The 16,767-nt window shown below is 58.2% G+C and carries 20 protein-coding genes, 1 tRNA gene and 2 pseudogenes; 15 read left to right on the plus strand and 8 right to left on the minus strand.

The genetic code is table 11. The features are described 5' to 3' along the window. From IPH10_07970 to IPH10_07985, 4 genes and pseudogenes are all read right to left on the minus strand, one after another. Positions 1–867: terpene cyclase/mutase family protein (locus IPH10_07970; GenBank protein ID MBK6910851.1), on the minus strand; the 867-nt coding region annotated here is incomplete at its 3' end. Beyond that, positions 864–1,079, minus strand: coding sequence for a hypothetical protein (locus IPH10_07975; GenBank protein ID MBK6910852.1), 216 nt, complete (start codon positions 1,077–1,079; stop codon positions 864–866). The genes IPH10_07970 and IPH10_07975, both read right to left, overlap by 4 nt. Beyond that, positions 1,058–1,791 (minus strand): annotated as a pseudogene (locus IPH10_07980) (nucleoside deaminase). Before IPH10_07980 ends, IPH10_07975 begins: the two are co-directional and overlap by 22 nt. Before the next feature lie 61 nt (positions 1,792–1,852). Further along, positions 1,853–1,930, minus strand: a tRNA-Arg gene (locus tag IPH10_07985). A gap of 325 nt (positions 1,931–2,255) precedes the next feature. Here IPH10_07985 and IPH10_07990 point away from each other — a divergent pair. The 9 genes from IPH10_07990 (at position 2,256) to IPH10_08030 (ending at position 7,273) form a co-directional block, all read left to right on the plus strand. Then, on the plus strand, positions 2,256–2,552 hold the full coding sequence (locus IPH10_07990; protein ID MBK6910853.1) for a hypothetical protein: 297 nt from the start codon (positions 2,256–2,258) through the stop codon (positions 2,550–2,552). After that, positions 2,497–3,234 carry a glycosyltransferase family 2 protein gene (locus IPH10_07995; protein ID MBK6910854.1) on the plus strand — a complete coding sequence of 246 codons (738 nt, stop codon included), beginning with the start codon at positions 2,497–2,499 and terminating at the stop codon, positions 3,232–3,234. Before IPH10_07990 ends, IPH10_07995 begins: the two co-directional genes overlap by 56 nt. A gap of 26 nt (positions 3,235–3,260) precedes the next feature. Continuing rightward, positions 3,261–3,461 carry a hypothetical protein gene (locus tag IPH10_08000; protein MBK6910855.1) on the plus strand — a complete coding sequence of 67 codons (201 nt, stop codon included), beginning with the start codon at positions 3,261–3,263 and terminating at the stop codon, positions 3,459–3,461. Positions 3,462–3,576: 115 nt separating this feature from the next. After that, positions 3,577–3,912 (plus strand): winged helix-turn-helix transcriptional regulator, encoded by a 336-nt coding sequence (locus IPH10_08005; protein ID MBK6910856.1) that lies wholly within the window; start codon positions 3,577–3,579, stop codon positions 3,910–3,912. Beyond that, a complete protein-coding gene (locus IPH10_08010) occupies positions 3,909–4,376 on the plus strand; it encodes an SRPBCC family protein (GenBank protein MBK6910857.1) in 468 nt (155 codons plus the stop codon). Before IPH10_08005 ends, IPH10_08010 begins: the two co-directional genes overlap by 4 nt. Further along, positions 4,373–4,759 carry a DUF1801 domain-containing protein gene (locus IPH10_08015; GenBank protein ID MBK6910858.1) on the plus strand — a complete coding sequence of 129 codons (387 nt, stop codon included), beginning with the start codon at positions 4,373–4,375 and terminating at the stop codon, positions 4,757–4,759. The genes IPH10_08010 and IPH10_08015 overlap by 4 nt, the downstream gene beginning before the upstream one ends. Further along, complete coding sequence (locus tag IPH10_08020; GenBank protein MBK6910859.1) at positions 4,756–5,250, plus strand: SRPBCC domain-containing protein; 495 nt, start codon at positions 4,756–4,758, stop codon at positions 5,248–5,250. Before IPH10_08015 ends, IPH10_08020 begins: the two co-directional genes overlap by 4 nt. A 374-nt stretch (positions 5,251–5,624) precedes the next feature. Further along, entirely contained in the window at positions 5,625–6,338 is a 714-nt protein-coding gene (locus tag IPH10_08025; protein ID MBK6910860.1) for a hypothetical protein, read from the plus strand. Next, positions 6,266–7,273: a hypothetical protein gene (locus IPH10_08030; GenBank protein ID MBK6910861.1), complete on the plus strand. Its 1,008-nt coding sequence runs from the start codon at positions 6,266–6,268 to the stop codon at positions 7,271–7,273. The genes IPH10_08025 and IPH10_08030 overlap by 73 nt, the downstream gene beginning before the upstream one ends. Before the next feature lie 98 nt (positions 7,274–7,371). On the opposite strand, the gene IPH10_08035 is transcribed toward IPH10_08030, so the two are convergent. Genes IPH10_08035 through IPH10_08045 form a run of 3 tightly spaced genes read right to left on the minus strand, consistent with a single transcriptional unit; the run spans position 7,372 to position 9,088 of the window. Further along, entirely contained in the window at positions 7,372–7,590 is a 219-nt protein-coding gene (locus tag IPH10_08035; GenBank protein ID MBK6910862.1) for a hypothetical protein, read from the minus strand. Beyond that, positions 7,587–8,540, minus strand: a complete 954-nt coding sequence (locus IPH10_08040; protein ID MBK6910863.1) for a M48 family metallopeptidase — start codon at positions 8,538–8,540, stop codon at positions 7,587–7,589. Before IPH10_08040 ends, IPH10_08035 begins: the two co-directional genes overlap by 4 nt. Next, positions 8,537–9,088 carry a LemA family protein gene (locus IPH10_08045; protein ID MBK6910864.1) on the minus strand — a complete coding sequence of 184 codons (552 nt, stop codon included), beginning with the start codon at positions 9,086–9,088 and terminating at the stop codon, positions 8,537–8,539. The genes IPH10_08040 and IPH10_08045 overlap by 4 nt, the downstream gene beginning before the upstream one ends. 133 nt (positions 9,089–9,221) lie before the next feature. Here IPH10_08045 and IPH10_08050 point away from each other — a divergent pair, with 133 nt between their 5' ends. The 3 genes from IPH10_08050 to IPH10_08060 all read left to right on the plus strand — a co-directional run bounded on the left by IPH10_08050 (position 9,222) and on the right by IPH10_08060 (position 12,057). Next, a complete protein-coding gene (locus IPH10_08050) occupies positions 9,222–9,653 on the plus strand; it encodes a hypothetical protein (protein MBK6910865.1) in 432 nt (143 codons plus the stop codon). A 1-nt stretch (position 9,654) separates the two neighbouring features. Further along, positions 9,655–11,355 (plus strand): T9SS type A sorting domain-containing protein, encoded by a 1,701-nt coding sequence (locus IPH10_08055; GenBank protein MBK6910866.1) that lies wholly within the window; start codon positions 9,655–9,657, stop codon positions 11,353–11,355. Between the two features lie 75 nt (positions 11,356–11,430). Next, positions 11,431–12,057 (plus strand): NADPH-dependent F420 reductase, encoded by a 627-nt coding sequence (locus tag IPH10_08060; GenBank protein MBK6910867.1) that lies wholly within the window; start codon positions 11,431–11,433, stop codon positions 12,055–12,057. Between the two features lie 100 nt (positions 12,058–12,157). On the opposite strand, the gene IPH10_08065 is transcribed toward IPH10_08060, so the two are convergent. Then, complete coding sequence (locus IPH10_08065) at positions 12,158–13,282, minus strand: aminopeptidase (GenBank protein ID MBK6910868.1); 1,125 nt, start codon at positions 13,280–13,282, stop codon at positions 12,158–12,160. A 421-nt stretch (positions 13,283–13,703) separates the two neighbouring features. On the opposite strand from IPH10_08065, the gene IPH10_08070 reads away from it, so the two are divergent. The 3 genes and pseudogenes from IPH10_08070 (at position 13,704) to IPH10_08080 (ending at position 16,583) form a co-directional block, all read left to right on the plus strand. Then, positions 13,704–14,279 carry a methyltransferase domain-containing protein gene (locus IPH10_08070; protein MBK6910869.1) on the plus strand — a complete coding sequence of 192 codons (576 nt, stop codon included), beginning with the start codon at positions 13,704–13,706 and terminating at the stop codon, positions 14,277–14,279. A gap of 32 nt (positions 14,280–14,311) precedes the next feature. Continuing rightward, positions 14,312–15,424: a patatin-like phospholipase family protein gene (locus tag IPH10_08075; GenBank protein ID MBK6910870.1), complete on the plus strand. Its 1,113-nt coding sequence runs from the start codon at positions 14,312–14,314 to the stop codon at positions 15,422–15,424. Positions 15,425–15,510: 86 nt separating this feature from the next. Next, positions 15,511–16,583 (plus strand): annotated as a pseudogene (locus IPH10_08080) (thiolase family protein). The last annotated feature ends 184 nt before the right edge of the window (positions 16,584–16,767 follow it).

A 16,767-nucleotide genomic window follows, 5' to 3' on the forward strand; every position in this document is an offset into this window, starting at 1 on the left:
TTCTCCGAATCCGCCCAGCGCGTGCTGTTGCGCGGCAATCCAATCGAGTGCTCGTTCCACCAACGCCCGTTGTCCGCCAAGCGCGTCCAACGCTTCGGCCGCCAGCATCGTCGAGCCAATTCTTGATTTCAAACTGGAGGGCGCGGCAAAGGGCCGTTCGCCATTTGCCGCGCGCGAATGTACTGCGCGCACGCTGCATCCGCGGATCGCAAACGATTCACCGCACTCCGTCAGCGCCAGGAGCGCCAGACTGGTTGCATCAAGGCTGCCCGGCGCGCGCAGACCGCGCCGCAGCCACGCCATTGGCTTCGGCAATACGGCCCAACTGCCGTCAGCTTGCTGCACGCTCAACAAAAACTCAGCGGCGCGGCGGCGTGCCCAACGTGTATCAGGTGGGTCGTCGCCGAACAGCGCAAGAGCATCGAGCGCCTGCGCGGTGGTAATCACATCCACACTCTGTCCGCTGCCCACGCTCCAGCCGCCCGATTGATCCTGCTGCTGCAAGAGCACCAGTGCTGAACCGGCCAGCTCCTGCGATTCACCGCCGGCCAACAGCAGCGAGCGCAAGGTCACGGCATGCAGCATCGTCGAGATATCGCAGCCTGATTGAATCAGATCGTTGCCGTCCCACTGTTGCAGCACACGCATGAACCGGTAGCCGCGTTCAAAAAATCGCGTCGCTTGCCGGCAGGCCGGCCTGCCGCAGCGCTGCCAGCGCCAACGCCGTCGCGCGTACGTCGCCTTCCACGAACCGTCGGCCAATTGCGTCCGCACCAGTTTCGCGGTACGCGCGCGATCCGCTCCGGGTTCGTTGAGCAACACGTGCGCCGCTAACTTGCGCGTGGGCGCTTCGTGCCGCAAATTCAATCGAGCGCGGCGTGCAACACCGGCTTGACGAGGACCGGTAGCGCAGCGGCGCGCCCAGCGGTCGTGAAACCCAATAACAGCAGCGTCTCCGCGCGCAAGCGGCGCTTGCGCGGATGCTCTTCCAACCAGGCGACCGCTTTGTTGAGCGCAGGCCGAACTTCCGGCCGTTGTGTCTGCGACAGCGCCTGCACTATCTCCAGAGTCGCCGACATCGTGGTTCCAACTGCCGTCCGCAAGCTGCTCGCTCCAGGATCGGTCGGCACAATGGGGCCACGTCATCATTGGGCAACCGTCCCAGCAGGTGCCCCATCAATAAGGCGAGCGCGTTTAGCTCAGCACACGGGCGGACGGCGACCGGCCACACCGGCGTCCCCGCTTCGGAGCGTTGCAACATCCGCGCGCGCAGTTGCGCCAGTTGATTAGGACTCAGGGTAGCCAAGCTCTTTTCGTCGCGCTTCTTACTGAAAAAGGAGGAGAGTAGGTCGGCGCATTCGTGCTGACGCACGTTGCGGACGAGGTGCGCACGGTGGTTTAACCGCGGATCTGAGAGCAGACTGTAGAGGGTATCGCACGCGCCCGTCTTGGGGTCACTCGTGCCCATAGACGACGTAGGAATACGCGCCAGCACGATTGCTCCGGCGCACATAGCGCAGGGCTCGAAGCGTGACGTAGAGGGTACAATCCAATAAACGGCGGCTGCCGAGTGCTTCAGCCGCCGCCGTTATGGCAATCATCTCCGCATGTGCGGTCGGGTCCTGCAAACTTTCCGTGAGATTATGACCCCGCCCGATCACAATCCCGTGATGCACGATTACAGCCGATGGGGACTTCATCTTTGTCAGCGGCCAGCTTGGCTTCTGCCAGCGCCGCACCCATCCACCGCTCGTGATCCGGCTTCCCGAAGGACTCTAGGATGCTATTCATCGCCGAAACGGGATTCCGGCACCCCATTCATCCTTCATCATTCCGCCTTCATCATTCGGATTGGTACGCCCGTAGGGGATTCGACCCCCAAACCTTCTGGTCCGTAGCCAGACGCTCTATCCAGTTGAGCTACGGGCGCATGTGATAAGTCGTGGCGGGCATTGGCACTGGCCCCGCACTCCTATCCACCCCTCGACTCCTTGAAAAAACAAGCACTTCCAAAAAGTCGTAGATGAACCCAAGTATATGAATTTTGAGCACTAAAGTCAAGCCGGGGGTAGGGCAGGAAATCTGGGCCGTAGGCGCTGCTCCGGCAACCACCGCGTTGTGAGACTTCAACCCACCACCAGGGCACTATTCTATCTTTTGACCTTTCAATAACCTGCATCCCGGCCCGCCGCTTGCCTTCTTCCATCTGGCATGATGATGAAAACGACTGCACACGATGAAGACGCGAGCGCACGATGGCTATTCAATTCCCTCGCCCGGATGCCGGGTCGGTTCGGCCCGGTTTCCGGCGCGAGATTTGGTCGCAGCCCGACGGCCATAGCACCGCCGAGCTTTATGACGAGATGTTCCATCGCCGCGCCCAGGACTATCCTGAAGCGCTGACCCTCGATTTTTGGACCAATCATCCCGTCACCGAGGCGGTACGCCGCCATGGAGTGACTGGTCAGCGCCTGTTCGATTGCGGCTGCGGCACCGGTGAGACCCGGCGGATCGCTCCTCATCTTTACGCCGCGCGAGCGGTTCTACGATGACCCCACTCATGTTCATCACTTCACCCGCGATGCACTTGCCGGGCTTCTGAACAACTACTTCGAACACGTGACTGCCACCGGAATTGACGATGACAGGCAGTTGTTCGCAGTCTGCTCCAATTCTACAGCGCGCGACTATCCCCGCATGATCTGCCAAATGCGCATCAAGAACGAAGAGCGCTGGCTAAACGACGTGCTCGACCAAATTGCTCTGGTCGCGGACGGCGTCGTTATTCTCGACGACGGTTCTACCGACAACACGCCCGCGCTTTGCGCGGCGCATCCGGCCGTAATCGAGTACGCCTATCAGGCCGGCGCCTCGCTCGATGAAGCCCGCGACAAGAACCTCCTACTGCAAATGGCCATGCGGCACAGGCCCGATTGGCTATTGTGCATGGATGGTGATGAACTCCTCGAAGACGGCGCTGCACCGCGTATTTACGATGCCATTCGTCACTGTCCGGCTCACGTTTCGACGCTCGACGTGCAGTTCCTCTACATGTGGGACGACCTTGATCACTATCGAAGCGACGGCATCTACGGCCCGCATCTTTCACCATCGCCTGTTCACCTTGACGGCGCAGGCGGTGGAACGACTCGCCTTCAAATCGTCGCGGCATGGCGGCAATTTGCATTGCGAGAGCGTCCCGGCAAATCTGTTCGGCGAATCGAGGGGAGATAGATATTCGCATTAAGCACCTCGGCTATATGCACCGTTCCGACCGACTCCGTAAATACGAATGGTACTGCCAGAAAGACCCCGCGCACGCTGCTCAAGGCTATTACGAACACCTACTCGATCAGCCCGGCATGATCATTGAAAAGTGGCGCAAACGGCCTGAATGCCGGTCTTTGCCCGGCCCGCAGACCACGACCACCCGGCGCCAGATTATGGCCATTTGGGCCTGATCCAATCGAATAGACTCCGCTACGTATCGTTGATTTTCCCGCAGCCCTTGACAATCCGTCAGGGGCTTTGTATATTACCATCACGTTAATTAACCAAAATGTTAATCAAAATGCCATGCAAGATCGTCTAAGTAAAACATTTTCAGCACTCTCCGATCCTACTCGCCGAGCGATTCTGGCTCGCCTGTCCGCTGGTGAGACCTCTGTCAGCGAGCTTGCCAAGCCCTTTCAGATGACCGCGCCGGCCGTCACCCGCCACCTTAAGGTGCTGGAAAAGGCCGGGCTCATCTCGCGCACACGGCACGCCCAGTGGCGGCCCGCCAGACTCGAGGCGTTGCCCTTGAAAGAGGCCTCGGACTGGATCGAGCAATACCGCCAGCAATGGGAAGAACGCTTCGACCGTTTAGATCAGTATCTGCAAATGCTGCAGGCTAAAGGAGAACAGGAATGAAGAAACTCGAATTGAGTTTCCCCTCGGATACAGAAATCCGTTTTGTGCGCTATTTCGATGCGCCGCGCGACCTGGTGTGGAGAGGTTGGACCGAGGCTGCGCACCTCGAGCAGTGGATGACCGGTCCCGACGGTTGGACCATGGAAGTACTCAAGAACGAGCTGCGGCCCGGCGGCGCGTGGGAATATGTCTGGCAGAATTCCAACGGCACCGAAATGCGCATGCACGGGGTTCACCAGGAAGTCGTCGCTCCTGAAAAACTTGTGTCCACGGAGAATTGGGGCGATCCTTGGCCCGAGTCGATCAACCATCTTCTGCTCACCGAAGAGCAGGGTCGCACGCGGATGACGCTGACCATCAGCTACATCAGCAAGCAGGCCCGCGACAACGCCGCGCAGACCGGCATGGCCGATGGTATGGAACCGAGCTTTGCCCGCCTCGACGAATTGCTGATTCGTGCATGAAGGCCGACGTAGACAAATATCTCGCCGCACTGCCCCCGGAGCAACGCGCTGTCCTGGCAAAGCTGCGTGCGACGATCCTCTCTGTTGCCAAGGACGCCGAAGAGAAAATATCTTACGGCATGCCCACTGTCTGCTACCACGGCAACCTCGTGCACTATGCGGCGTTTAAGAATCACATGAGTCTCTTCGGCGCCAGCGCTTTCGTGACGCAAGAGCTGAAAGAAAAGCTGGCGAACTTCAAGACTTCCAAAGGCACCATTCAATTCACGGTCGCGAAGCCCCTGCCGGTGACGCTTGTCAAGGCAATTGTTAAGTCACGCATAAAAGAGAACGAAGCGCTGGAAGCAGAGCGCAAACTGAAGAAAAGGGGAGCAGCGAAATGAGTACGGCATTGGAGAAGATGCAGGTCGAGGTCAAAGACCGCGAGCTTGTCTTTACGCGCATGTTTGATGCGCCACGCCAAATGGTGTGGGATGCCTTCACGAAAGTGGAGCACCTGGTAAACTGGTGGGGCCCGCATAATTTCACGAATAAAGACTGCACGGTGGATTTGCGTGTTGGCGGCAGAATGGAAATCACCATGGTCGGCATGGGCGGCGAATATCCCTGCCTTTTCATTTTCGAGGAGATTGTTCCGATTGAAAAGATCGTTTGGCTCGACAAAGTTGTTGAAGGCGACTTCTGGGGCCCCGCTGGACCTCCGCCGAGCACGCTCATGACTTTGCTGCTTGAAGATCATGGATCAAGAACGAAGATGATCTCAATTTCGAAATTCGACGATAACGCGGGCCGCGACAAAATTCTCGCAATGCAGGCCGCCGAAGGCTGGGCTCAGAGCTTCGAACGTTTGGACGCGCTGCTCGCTGCCGTTTAGGGAGTGTTTCACCACGCTCTCAAGTACGAACGGCGCCGCAAGGCGCCGTTCGTATATGACGAGATGCCTGTCCCGCCGACTCTTTCCGCGCTCGCTCGCTGTGCGAAAAACCCTTCACACTGCCGCTACTCGAAATTGTGTTTAAGACTAATTTTGTCAACTTTGCGTCATGCCTCTCTTTGTGATATTATTCACAACAACATCGTTGTTTGGTGGAGGTTAGTCCGTGAATTCACGCATCTTAATGAAAGTGACACAGCGACACATTTAAAAAGTATGGACAACTTTGCGATTTGATTCTGGGCAATCATCACCTTATCTTGCCATAGAGAAGTTGATACACAGCTTCCGCACATATATTAGGGATGGTCTTTATGGGGACTGATCGCCTCTTTTCGCTCTGTTTGCGAGTTTCAAGCCTGATCGCACTGACCTGTGTTGTCCCGTGCGGCGCACTTGAACTGACGTTGGACGCCACCCTCTGTCCCGGCGGCAATTCCACTCGCTTGGTCTGTGACATCAATGAGCATCGCCTTTATGTCACGTCGCCGCTGACGCACGAGATCTTCGTTTACGACGGAACCGATGCGCTTGTCGAAGCGATTGAACTCGACGGCGAACCGGGCGCAATCGCCCTCACCGGAAACGGAACACTGCTCATCTCTGTGGGCCGCAGCGTGCGCGAATACACGACCTCAGGAGATGAACTCGTCACCTTTGGCTTCGTGGACGATTACTTCGTTGATCCGCACGATGTGGAGTGGGCGTCCGACGGCCGCGTATTCGTTGCCGATGATGACGACAGCATCAAAGTTTTCGACGCAACCGGGGCACCCGTCTACAGCTTTGCCGGCTGGGGCTACATCAACTCCCGCCTCGATGAGCCGGTGGCATTGGACTTCAACCCGGTCACTGGCGAGCTGATTATCTCCGACCAAAACAACTATCGTCTCAAGGCCTTCAGCGCTGGGGTGCGTTTCTGCGCGCTTGGGGCAGCGAACGCAACGAGTTTCTATTGCCGGGCAGCTACTTCCGCCCGTTCGGTTTGGACATTGATCCATCAGGCCGCATCTGGTCTCTGGAGATGATCGCCGACCTCGTTCACGTCTACGATAACGGCGGAGCGTTTCTATATTCAGCCAACTTCGGTCCCTTGGCCATGCGCGGCGGCGTGGATCTGGCGGTGGACGGCGAGCGGCTGTATGTGAGCTCACCGGCCACCGGATGTGTTTATGTCTATACCATTATTGGCGGCGGACCACCACCTGCGGGCCAACCGTTCGATCTGACAATCTTGTGGACCGACGATGCAGCGCAACTCCATTGGCGCGCGCGGCCCGGCACCTCGGGTTATCGCATCGAACGCTCCGTTGAGTATGATTTCCCGCCGCTCTGGACTGATGAGATTGCCGCGACCACGGACACGTTCTATACCGACGATGTCAGCGAACTTCCCGGCGCGCAGTACTACTACCGCGTCTGGTCGGAACCGACGCTGCACCGCGCTTTTGATCGGACGGCTGACAACTCGCGCGCCGACTGGCACTACCGCGAGACGCTTGACCAACCTCACGACGCGCCGCATCATGGCACGCATGGCGTGGATTGTCATAGTTGCCACTTCCGCAGCCTCGACTATCCGGAACCCATGCCCGCTTGGTGGCGCAGCGATCACATCTGCAAAAGCTGTCACGTTGAGACCGGCTTTGCGATGGCGATTCAAACGCACTTGGGATCCGATACGCTCAGCTGTTCGATCTGTCACAATCCGCACTATCACGGCGAACAGTACGCGCGCTACTACATACGCGACGAAAATCCCGTCGGCGAAAGCGAACACATGCTGTTCAATCATGCCACGGATTTCATCCACGGGGCGCCCAACTATGACGGGATCTGCGAGATCTGCCATAACCAGACGGACTACTATCGCCGCGACGGCAGCGGCGCCGAGCACAACGTCGGCAGCAACTGCCTGACCTGCCACGCGCACGAAAACGGCTTCATGCCGACTGCAGAATAAGGACCGGGAAGAAAACAGGCTAATCCGCCTCAGACGCAAGCGGCCCCGACGAATATCGTCGGGGCCGCTTTGCCTCTATCCCGGAATTTCCGGGTCGTTCACTTCAATAGGACGAGCTTTTGCAACATTCTGTAGTCGCCGGCTTCGAGCTGTCCGAAGTACACGCCGGATGCCAAGTTGTCGGCATGCCACACGAAGTCATGCCGCCCGGCGGCGCGCGCTCCCAGGCTGAGCAGTGTCACCTCCTGACCGCGCAAATTGAACACGCGAAAGACCACGTCGCGGGTCTGCGTCAGCTCAAATGTGACGAATCTCACTCAGCGGCCTGGGTGACATCCTCCTGCAAACTGGCCATGGCCTGCAACCGCGAAACCCGGTCCTTGGTCGGCGGATGCGTCGAGAACATGGCACTCTGACTGCCATCCATATATCGCAGCGGGTGAATAATGAAAAGATGCATCGTGGCACGATTCACCCACGGCAGCGGCGTGGTACTGACCGATTGCTCGATCTTGGAAAGCGCCGCCGCCAAACCGAGCGGATTGCGCGTTAGCCGCGCGCTGGTGGCATCGGCCAGATATTCCCGTTTGCGCGAAATCGTCGCCTGCATCAGGTAGGCAGCCAGCGGGGCCAGGATCGCGAGCACCAAACCAATGACCGCGAAGATCGCTTTGCCCGAGTCTTTGCTTGACGCCCGGCCCACTCGACCGCTGCCATACCACAGCGTGCGCCGGTAACCGTCCGCGATCAAGGCGATGGCGCCGACCATTGTTGCCACAATCATCATGTAGCGAATATCGAAATTCGCGACGTGTCCCATTTCGTGCGCAATCACGCCCTGCAGCTCGTCGCGATTGAGCTTCTCGAGGAGACCGCGTGTAACGGCCACGGCCGCATTGTCCGGCGACCACCCCGTCGCGAACGCGTTGAGGGCGAATGAGTCCACCACATAGACGCGCGGCATCGGCAGCCCGGCGGCGATCCGCATCTCGTCCACCACGTTGAAGAGCATCTGATCACTTTCCCACGTCGCTTCGCGCGCCCCGGTGAAGCCCAGAATGATATCGTCGCCGAGTGTGTACGTGATGACCATGCCGCCGACGGCCACGACCAGGCCGCCCAACAGTCCAAGATCGCCGCGCCCGTACTGTTCGCCAATCACCCAGCACATGCCAACCAGCAGGATCGGCAGTCCCAGAAACAGCAGAAACGATTTTCGCTTATTGGAGCGAATCTCAGCGGCAAAATCGCGGCGGTAATCGCTCACCGCAGGTCAACCTTCACATTCTGCTTCTCTTCTTCGGGAACCTGATAGTACTCTTCCTTCTTGAATCCCAGCGTAGCCGCAAACAGATTAGCTGGAAACAGCTCCTGCTTCGTGTTATAGGTCATCACTGAATCGTTGAAGTACTGCCGCGCAAAGGCGATCTTGTTTTCCGTCGAAGTCAGCTCTTCCTGCAGCTTCATCACGTTCTGGTTGGCCTTCAGGTCCGGGTAATTCTCAAACACCGCAAACATCTGCCGCAGCGCCCCGGTTAACTGGTTTTCAGCGGCGGATACCTGCGCCGGACCGCTGGCCGCCACTGCGGTATTGCGTGCCTTGATTACCTTCTCGAGCGTCTCTTGCTCATAGGACATGTAGTCCTTGACCACTTCAACGAGATTGGGAATCAGGTCGTGGCGGCGCTTGAGCTGCACGTCAATCTGCGACCAGGCCCCTTTGACCTGATTACGCAACGTGACCAACCCGTTGTAGAGCCCCATCACCCACAGCCCTACCACGGCAATGATACCTAAAAGAATTAGAAATACCATTCGTTTCTCCCTTGATTGTCAGTTTGGAATGTAGAAATTTACGTTATGGGGGTGAGACAAGCAACTGGTCACCGCAACTGAATTCGTAACTTGAATGTTAACTTTTCTTTAGCTTAAACGGGGGAGCAAAGCTATGCACAGGATCGGCATTGCGCGAGTCGCCTTGGTACTCCTGCTGGCAACCTCGGGGCACTGCGGCGATAGTTGGTGTATGTGGGTGACGGATCAGGCCGGTGACGGCAAGCTAACAGTGCGCGAGTTTGCTTTACCTTTCGACACAGACGCGATTTACGTGTCAAATGATGTGCAGGATATTGCACAGGTCTACGTCGAGATTGAGGATGGCACGACGGGAGTTTTGCTGAACTCCCAACGCCTCAGATGCGGCTGCTCGAGTACCATCATCTTCTCCTCGGTCAATCCGCTCCCGGCGGGCAAGCTGATTCGCTGCCGAGTCGCTATTGAACCCTGCATCGGCATTGCTGAACTGTCCGGCCAGGGACAGGTGAATTTCTTCTCGCCCGCCGAGCACGAATGCGGCCCCCCGTGTGAAGGAGCAAACTGAGATGCGCAAGGCCCTGCTCATAATCATGCTTGCCTCTGCGTGCGCTGCACAGGCTACGGTCCGCTATGTCCCGGATGATTTTCCCGATCTGCAAGCGGCGCTCGACGCTGCGTCATCGGGCGATACAGTGATCTGCCGACCGGGCACTTACAACGGTTCGTTCGTCATTCCGCCGATCCATATAACACTCGGAAGTGAGTACGTATTCACCGCCGACACAGCACTCATTTCGACCACGGTCATCCAGCCCGGCGCAGAGGATCCCGAGCGGCGTTGCCTGACAGCGGACTCGGCGGCTTCGCGTGACACATCTTTGACCATCGTGGGCCTGACCGTTACTCTTGGCCGGGCGACGGAAGATAATGTCACGGAAAGAGGCGGTGGCCTATTCGTTCAACGCCGCAACGTCGAATTGCGGGATTGCATTTTCAGCACAAACCGCGGATTTTACGGCGGCGCGATCTACGCCGAGAACTGCTCCCTAAAGGTTGATCGCTGTGAGTTTCTTGACAATGACTCACCCGACAATGGCCGCAATCTGTGCTCGATCCGCAGCGACGTCGTTTTTGACTCCTGTGACTTTGGCTTTCACGGCGGAGAGTTCAGCGGTTGGGGCAGCCGGAGTTCGATCGGCGCATCCAGCGGCGAACTCGAGCTCCGCGACTGCCGGATCCATGATGTCGGTCACGGTGGCCAGGCCTGCGCCTTCATTGATCACGCGTTGGGCGGCAGCGGTCCGTGGGAAATTCGCATTTTCGGCTGCGCGTTCACCAATAACCGTCTCATTCAACTCTACTCGTCAACGGGAAGTGCCGCCAACACATTTGTTCTGGATTCGTGCGTGTTCGCGGACAATGAAATCGGTTTCGGAATGTTTCGCGGCTGGGAGCATTCCGGCATGGCGCGCGCCACGCTGACTCGCAATTGGTTTGAGAATAATGTCCCCATTCCCAACTATGGGATGCAGGGTTTGATCGTCTTGGACCTTATTCCGTCCCGATGCGTCGTTGAGGAAAACTACTTCGACTCGAACCAAGGATATGACTTCGCCTGTGTCGGCATTTCAAATGCCGGACATCCACAGTATCGCCGCGTGTGGCGAAACTACTTTGTCAACAACAGCAGCACACCAGAGGTGGATGGCGGCAGCAAGACTGTGGCGCTCTCGCAGGTGTTCCCCGGCGTGATCGAGTACAACGCCTTCATTGGTAATCAAGGTGTGGCCGTCTACACCTCACCATGGTCCGACTCGACGGGGTACGCGTTAAACAACTATTGGGGCAGCACAAGCGGCCCCTTCGAAACGCTTAGAAACCCGCAGGGCCAAGGGGACACAGCCGATTCCCGAACAAGGTTCGATCCGTGGCTGGAAAGCGAAGAGGACATTCCCGACACGACCATCCTGCCTAACGCCGCAGATGACTGGCATTGGCCGGTGCCCTCTACGTGGTACATTGCGAACGTCTACCCGAATCCGTTCAATTCCCAATTCCACGTTGAACTGCAGGGCATGGCCGGCGCGGGTTTTGAGATTCGTCTGTTTGATCTGCTTGGTCGCGAGGTAGCACTCCTGCATGCGGGCCGTACGTTGCCCGGCAACTTCTCCTTTAACGCGCCCGCCGGACTTGGCGCAGGGGTGTATTTCCTTCGGGCGCAGGATCGCTACTACGGCGAGACGAAAAAAGTTCTGTATTTGAAGTAGAGCTCCGATGTGCGTGACATCCGCAGTGCGTTGCCCTCAACGCCGCAGTGGGAACAAAGTGAACGGAGGATCGCCTTGAAGATCGCCATTATCGGCAAAGGAAATGTGGCCAACGCCCTCGGCCAGCGTTGGAACGACGGCGCGCACGAGGTGATGTTCGGAGTGCGGCGGCCGGATCAGCACGAGCCGCCCGTCCCGTCGGAGCGCAAGACAATTCGCATCGCCGCGTTGGACGTTGCACTCGATTGGGGCGAGCTGATCGTCCTGGCCCTGCCCTACGAAGCCGCGCTCGAGCTGCTGCGCACCGCCGGGCCGCTGTCCGAGAAGGTCATCGTGGACGCCACAAATCCGCTCGCGCCGGGCCTTACCGGGCTATCTGCTCCGCCCGGCTCGTCTGGTGCCGAGGAATTACAGAAGCTGCAGCCGCACGCGCATGTGATCAAGTGCTTCAACACGACCGGCTACAACAACATGATCCAGCCGCAATATGGCGCGCACGATGCCACGATGCTCCTGTGCGGCAGCGATGCGGTGGCCAAAGCCTCGGTCAAACTGCTCGCCGAAGAGCTGGGCTTCGCTCCGGTGGACGCCGGTCCGCTGAACATGGCCCACCACCTCGAATCGCTGGCCTATCTCTGGATCAAACTCGCGCTATCCCAAGGCCACGGCCGAGAGATCGCCTTTATCCTGCACAGCCGCTAATCTCCACCGCTTTCCAACACGCACAAGCCCCGCGATTTCTCGCGGGGCTTGCTGTTTACGGCTTTCCCCTCTTCATTGGGGAACCAGAAGGGGCCTTCCCTTACTTAACCAAATTCTCCGGATTCATCGCCAGGAACGCTTCATGCACGAACTTGCCGTCCTTGCGAATCAACTGACCGTCGAACCAAATCTCGCCGCCGCCCTTCTCGGGGCGCTGCATACACACGAGGTCCCAGTGAATCTGGCTGCGGTTGCCGTTGTCAGCTTCCTTTTCGTAGGCCTGGCCCGGCGTGAAGTGGAACGAACCGGCGATCTTCTCATCAAAGAGAATATCGTCCATCGGTTCGAGCACATACGGATGGAAACCCAGCGCGAACTCGCCGACGTAGCGCGAGCCTTCATCGGTGTCGAAGATCTCATTAATGCGCTTGGTGTCGTTCGAGGTGGCATTGACGATCTTGCCGTCCTTAAACTCCAGCACGACATTTTCGAATGTGAATCCGCGGTAGGTCGAGGGCGAATTGTAGCTGATCTTGCCATTGACCGAGGTGCGCACCGGCGCGGTGAAGATCTCCAGATCGGGAATATTGAAATTTCCGCCGCACGGCACCGCCGGAATACCTTTGATCGAGAACTGCAAGTCCGTGCCCGGGCCCTTGATGTGGACCTTGTCGGTCTTTTCCATGAAGGCCTTGGCCGGAACCATCGCGTCGCTGGCCTTTTTCCAATCCACGTCACAGCAGACGCGGTAGAAGAAGTCTTCGAAGGCCTCGTGGCTCATGCGCGCCATCTGCGCCATCTGCGGCGACGGGTATTTCAGAATTACCCAGCGCGTGTTCTCAACGCGTTGTTTGAGATGCACGGGCTTGAGCCAATGCTTCTCATAGAGCGACATCTGATCGCCGGGAACGTCAATCAACTCTTTGGAGTTGAAAATACCCCGCACAGCGATGTAGCAATCCATCTGCTTCATGCGGTAGAGCTCCGCGTCAGCGATGAGCTTCATGCGCTCTTCAGTGGCGTTGCGCATCAGGGTCCGCATGACCGATTGATGCTTATATTCCAGCACGGGCAAACCGCCCGCGTCGCAGATGGTCTGCACCAGCACCGACACGAATTCCGGCGGTGTGTCGGAGCACTCGACGAGGACCTTGTCGCCGGGCTTAACGCGGGTCGAGTGCTTGACCAGCACATCGGCCAATTTCTTGTGACGAGGATCGAACATGTCTGCCTTTCAAAGTTAGAATAACTCTCCCGCCCTCCAGGACCAGAAAATACACAAATTACGGCAGTATTTCAACTTTTTGCCCCGCGCCCTGCCTTGCAAACCTGCCGGAAAAACCTTACATTCTCAAGCTCTCGACCAGAATAAAATGACAACTTCCAATAACTTAGACCTCACAACCGCGCCGCCATTAGCGCACCCCGGGCATGCCCAAAACCGCCAATGGTGGGATGAAGTGACTCGGTTCACGCCCGCAGCGAAATGTACGACGTGGCGGGCTTTCTGGCCGGAAAACCCGCGCTTGACCGATTGGAGTCGGACTGGCTGGGGAGGTTGCAGGTCGGCGCGTGCTCCATTTGCAGTGCCACTTTGGGAAATCCACGATTGAGCTGGCCCGCCGGGTGCGGCGGCCGTCGTCGGCGTGGACTTTTCACCGGTCGCTCTTGCCACGGCCCGCGACTTGGCGCAGAAAGCCGGGCTGGCCGACCGCGTGACATTTATCGAGAGCGATGTCCTGCTGCTCGACAATGTTCTGCACGAGCAATTCGACATCATCTTCACCAGCTACGGCGTCCTCGGCTGGCTATCCGACCTATACCGTTGGGGTGAAGTCGTCGCCAAACTCCTCAAACCTGGCGGTCGCTTCGTGATCGTTGAAATTCACCCGACGCTCATGATGCTCGATTGGGAGGATGGAAAATTCACTGTGAAATACGGGTACTTCCACTGTGCCGACGGTCTGGAACTGCCGCCGATGCCCGACTACGCGGACAACAGCTACGTGCCGCAGGCGCAGACGCGCGAGTGGCAGTGGAGTCTCGCCGATGTCTTTCGCAGTTTGAAGCGCGCCGGGCTCGCGGTACAAAATTTTGAAGAGTATCCGCTACTCTGTTACAAACCCTATCCGCATTTGGTTGAGGCCGGCCCCGACATGTACCGCCTCCCCCGACGGCGACCCGGAAATCCCCTGACGTTCGCTTTAGACGCCTCGCGCTGAAGTCTGACCCTGACTTCATATCCCCCCCCCCCATGAACCCCTATCTCCTACTCGCCATGCAGGGCGGCGGTGCCTACGGCTCCTATCAGGCCGGGATGCTCGCCGAGTACTTTGAGCGCGGCGGCCAGCCTTACGACGGCGGGTACGGCGTCTCCGTGGGCGGATTGAATGTCGCGCAGCTCTTCGGCACCTCCGATGGCTCTTTGGAAACCAGTAAGATCGCGCAGGCACCCAACGCCGCGCGGCTGGCGACGCTGTGGGAGTCGGAAATCTCGGCCAACGCCTCGGTCTACATTCCTCATGCGGCTACCGGTGCGCTGACCGTCAGCGTGCGAAAGCTGTTGGGAAAGAACCTTCACGGCGACTTGGCGGTGGCCATGCTGCGCAAGCAGGCCTCGGTCTACGATACCTCGCCGCTGCGCAAACTGCTGCACAAACACCTCGGCCACAAGAAATGGCCCGACAATGTCTGCGTCGGCGCGGTACAGTTGCAGACTGGCGAGTTTACGGAGATGGCGCTGAATGCCCCGCCGCGCGGCATGAGTGCGGTGGATGCGGTCATGGCCTCGGCGGCGATTCCGATTGTCTTTCCGCCGATTTTCAATTTCGTGGACGGCGGCGTGACCGATGTGACGCCGTTGCGCCGCGTATTTAAACAGTTCAACGAGCAGCGCAAAGCCCGCGCGGAGCGCATGCTGTCGCCGCAGCCGCTTGAATTGCATATCCTGCGTGCGTCGGCCTTTCCCGCGCCCGATGCCGGGCCGTTTGAGCGCGTCGTGAGTGTGCTTGAGCGGACGTTGACGCTGTTCGTGGACAACACGGACCGCGAAGACTACGAGCGCGCTGTGTTAATCAACGATATTCTCGGCCGACTCAACCGTTCCTGCGTATCCACGAGTCCTGAGATTGCTTCCGCGTTCCAGGATTACAAAGAGCGCTATTCGCTGGTGGACGCCTATGTCATCGGCCCGAGCAAGTCCGAGATGGGCCAATTCTCCGACAGCGCGCGCACCTTCGACAAAGACGCCGTCAAATCCGGCCTGAAACTCGGCCGCCGTCGCATGGCCGACTTCCTGAAGAACAAGGACGACTATCTCTTAGAAGTCGTCCACTTCAACGACGACGTGCCGAAGCTGCCCAGATAGCCCCGGCCGTCAGTACGACGAGAATTTCTGCATTCGACTTCTGACTTCCATTTTCTCATTGCAAATTTCTAATTTCAATTCTTCGCATGCCCCCAGTCTATCTCGTTGACGCCCTCCGCACGCCGGTTGGCAAACACAATGGAATCCTGAAATCAGTCCGGCCCGACGACATGGCCGCGCTGGTACTGAAAAATCCGTACCCGCCGTGACGATCAACCGTCTATGCGCATCGGGGCTGGAAGCGCGCATGCGCTTATCGTGCCATTGCATCCGGTGAAGGACATTGCTACATTGCAGGGGAGTGGAGTCCATGACCCGTGCACCGTTCTCCGTGCCAAGCTCGACAACGGCTTCGCCTTCGGTAATCTCACGGCCTGGGACACAACGCTCGGCTGGCGCTACCCGAATCCCGCGCTCAAAGAGCTGTTCCCACTCGAGAGCATGGGCGAGACGGCCAGAATATTTACGAGAAGTGGAACATCGCGCGCGAACTTCAGGACCAATTCGCGCTCGAATCGCATCAGAAAGCCGTCACCGCACACGAAGCGCGGTCTGTTCAAGGACGGAATTATTCCGGTGGAGGATCCCGCAAAGGAAGGGTGATCCCTCGTGCTCGACCGCGACGAAGGGCCGCGCAGTGATACCACGCTGGAAAAAAACTGGCCTCGCTGAAACCCGCGTTCCGCAAGGGCGGCACAGTCACGGCGGGCAATTCATCGAGTTTGAACGACGGCGCCGCCCGGCCTCTTAATCTGCTCCGAGCAGTTTGTCGAAACACAACCTCCAAGCCGCTGGCCCGTATCCGCGGGAACGGCGTCCGCCGGGTTGATCCGCGCATCATGGGCATCGGCCCGTCAATGCTGTCAGCTGCTCTCCCGCACGGGCCTGACACGCTTCAAGAAATCGGCCTATGGGGAGATCAACGAGGGCGTTCGCCGTGCAAGTCACAACCGTGGTGGCGGAACTGGATCCGCACATAGACCGTGTTAACCCCAAGGGCGGAGCCATTGCCATCGGCCACCCTCTGGGGATATCCGGGGCGCGCATATTAGGCACCCTTGCACGCTCTATGCGGGACGCCGGTACCCGTTGGGGTGTCGCCAGTCTCTGTGTTGGGGTCGGACAGGGTCAGGCTATCTTATTGGAAAATCTAAATTAACTGGAGTGTGGCGAAATTGCAGAAAATACCGTAAGTTGGCATAATGTTCGCTTTGTGATAGACTTGCTTCGGGCCTGTGCCCGGGACCGATGCTGAAAGAGAGCGGTATCGGGGCGCGAACAGCGTACTTTTCCCGTTTCACCCACTTCATGATTGTTAGCACCGCAAAAAATTGCGGACCTAC

The organism is bacterium (genome assembly GCA_016702305.1).
GTDB lineage: Bacteria > Electryoneota > RPQS01 > RPQS01 > RPQS01 > JABWCQ01.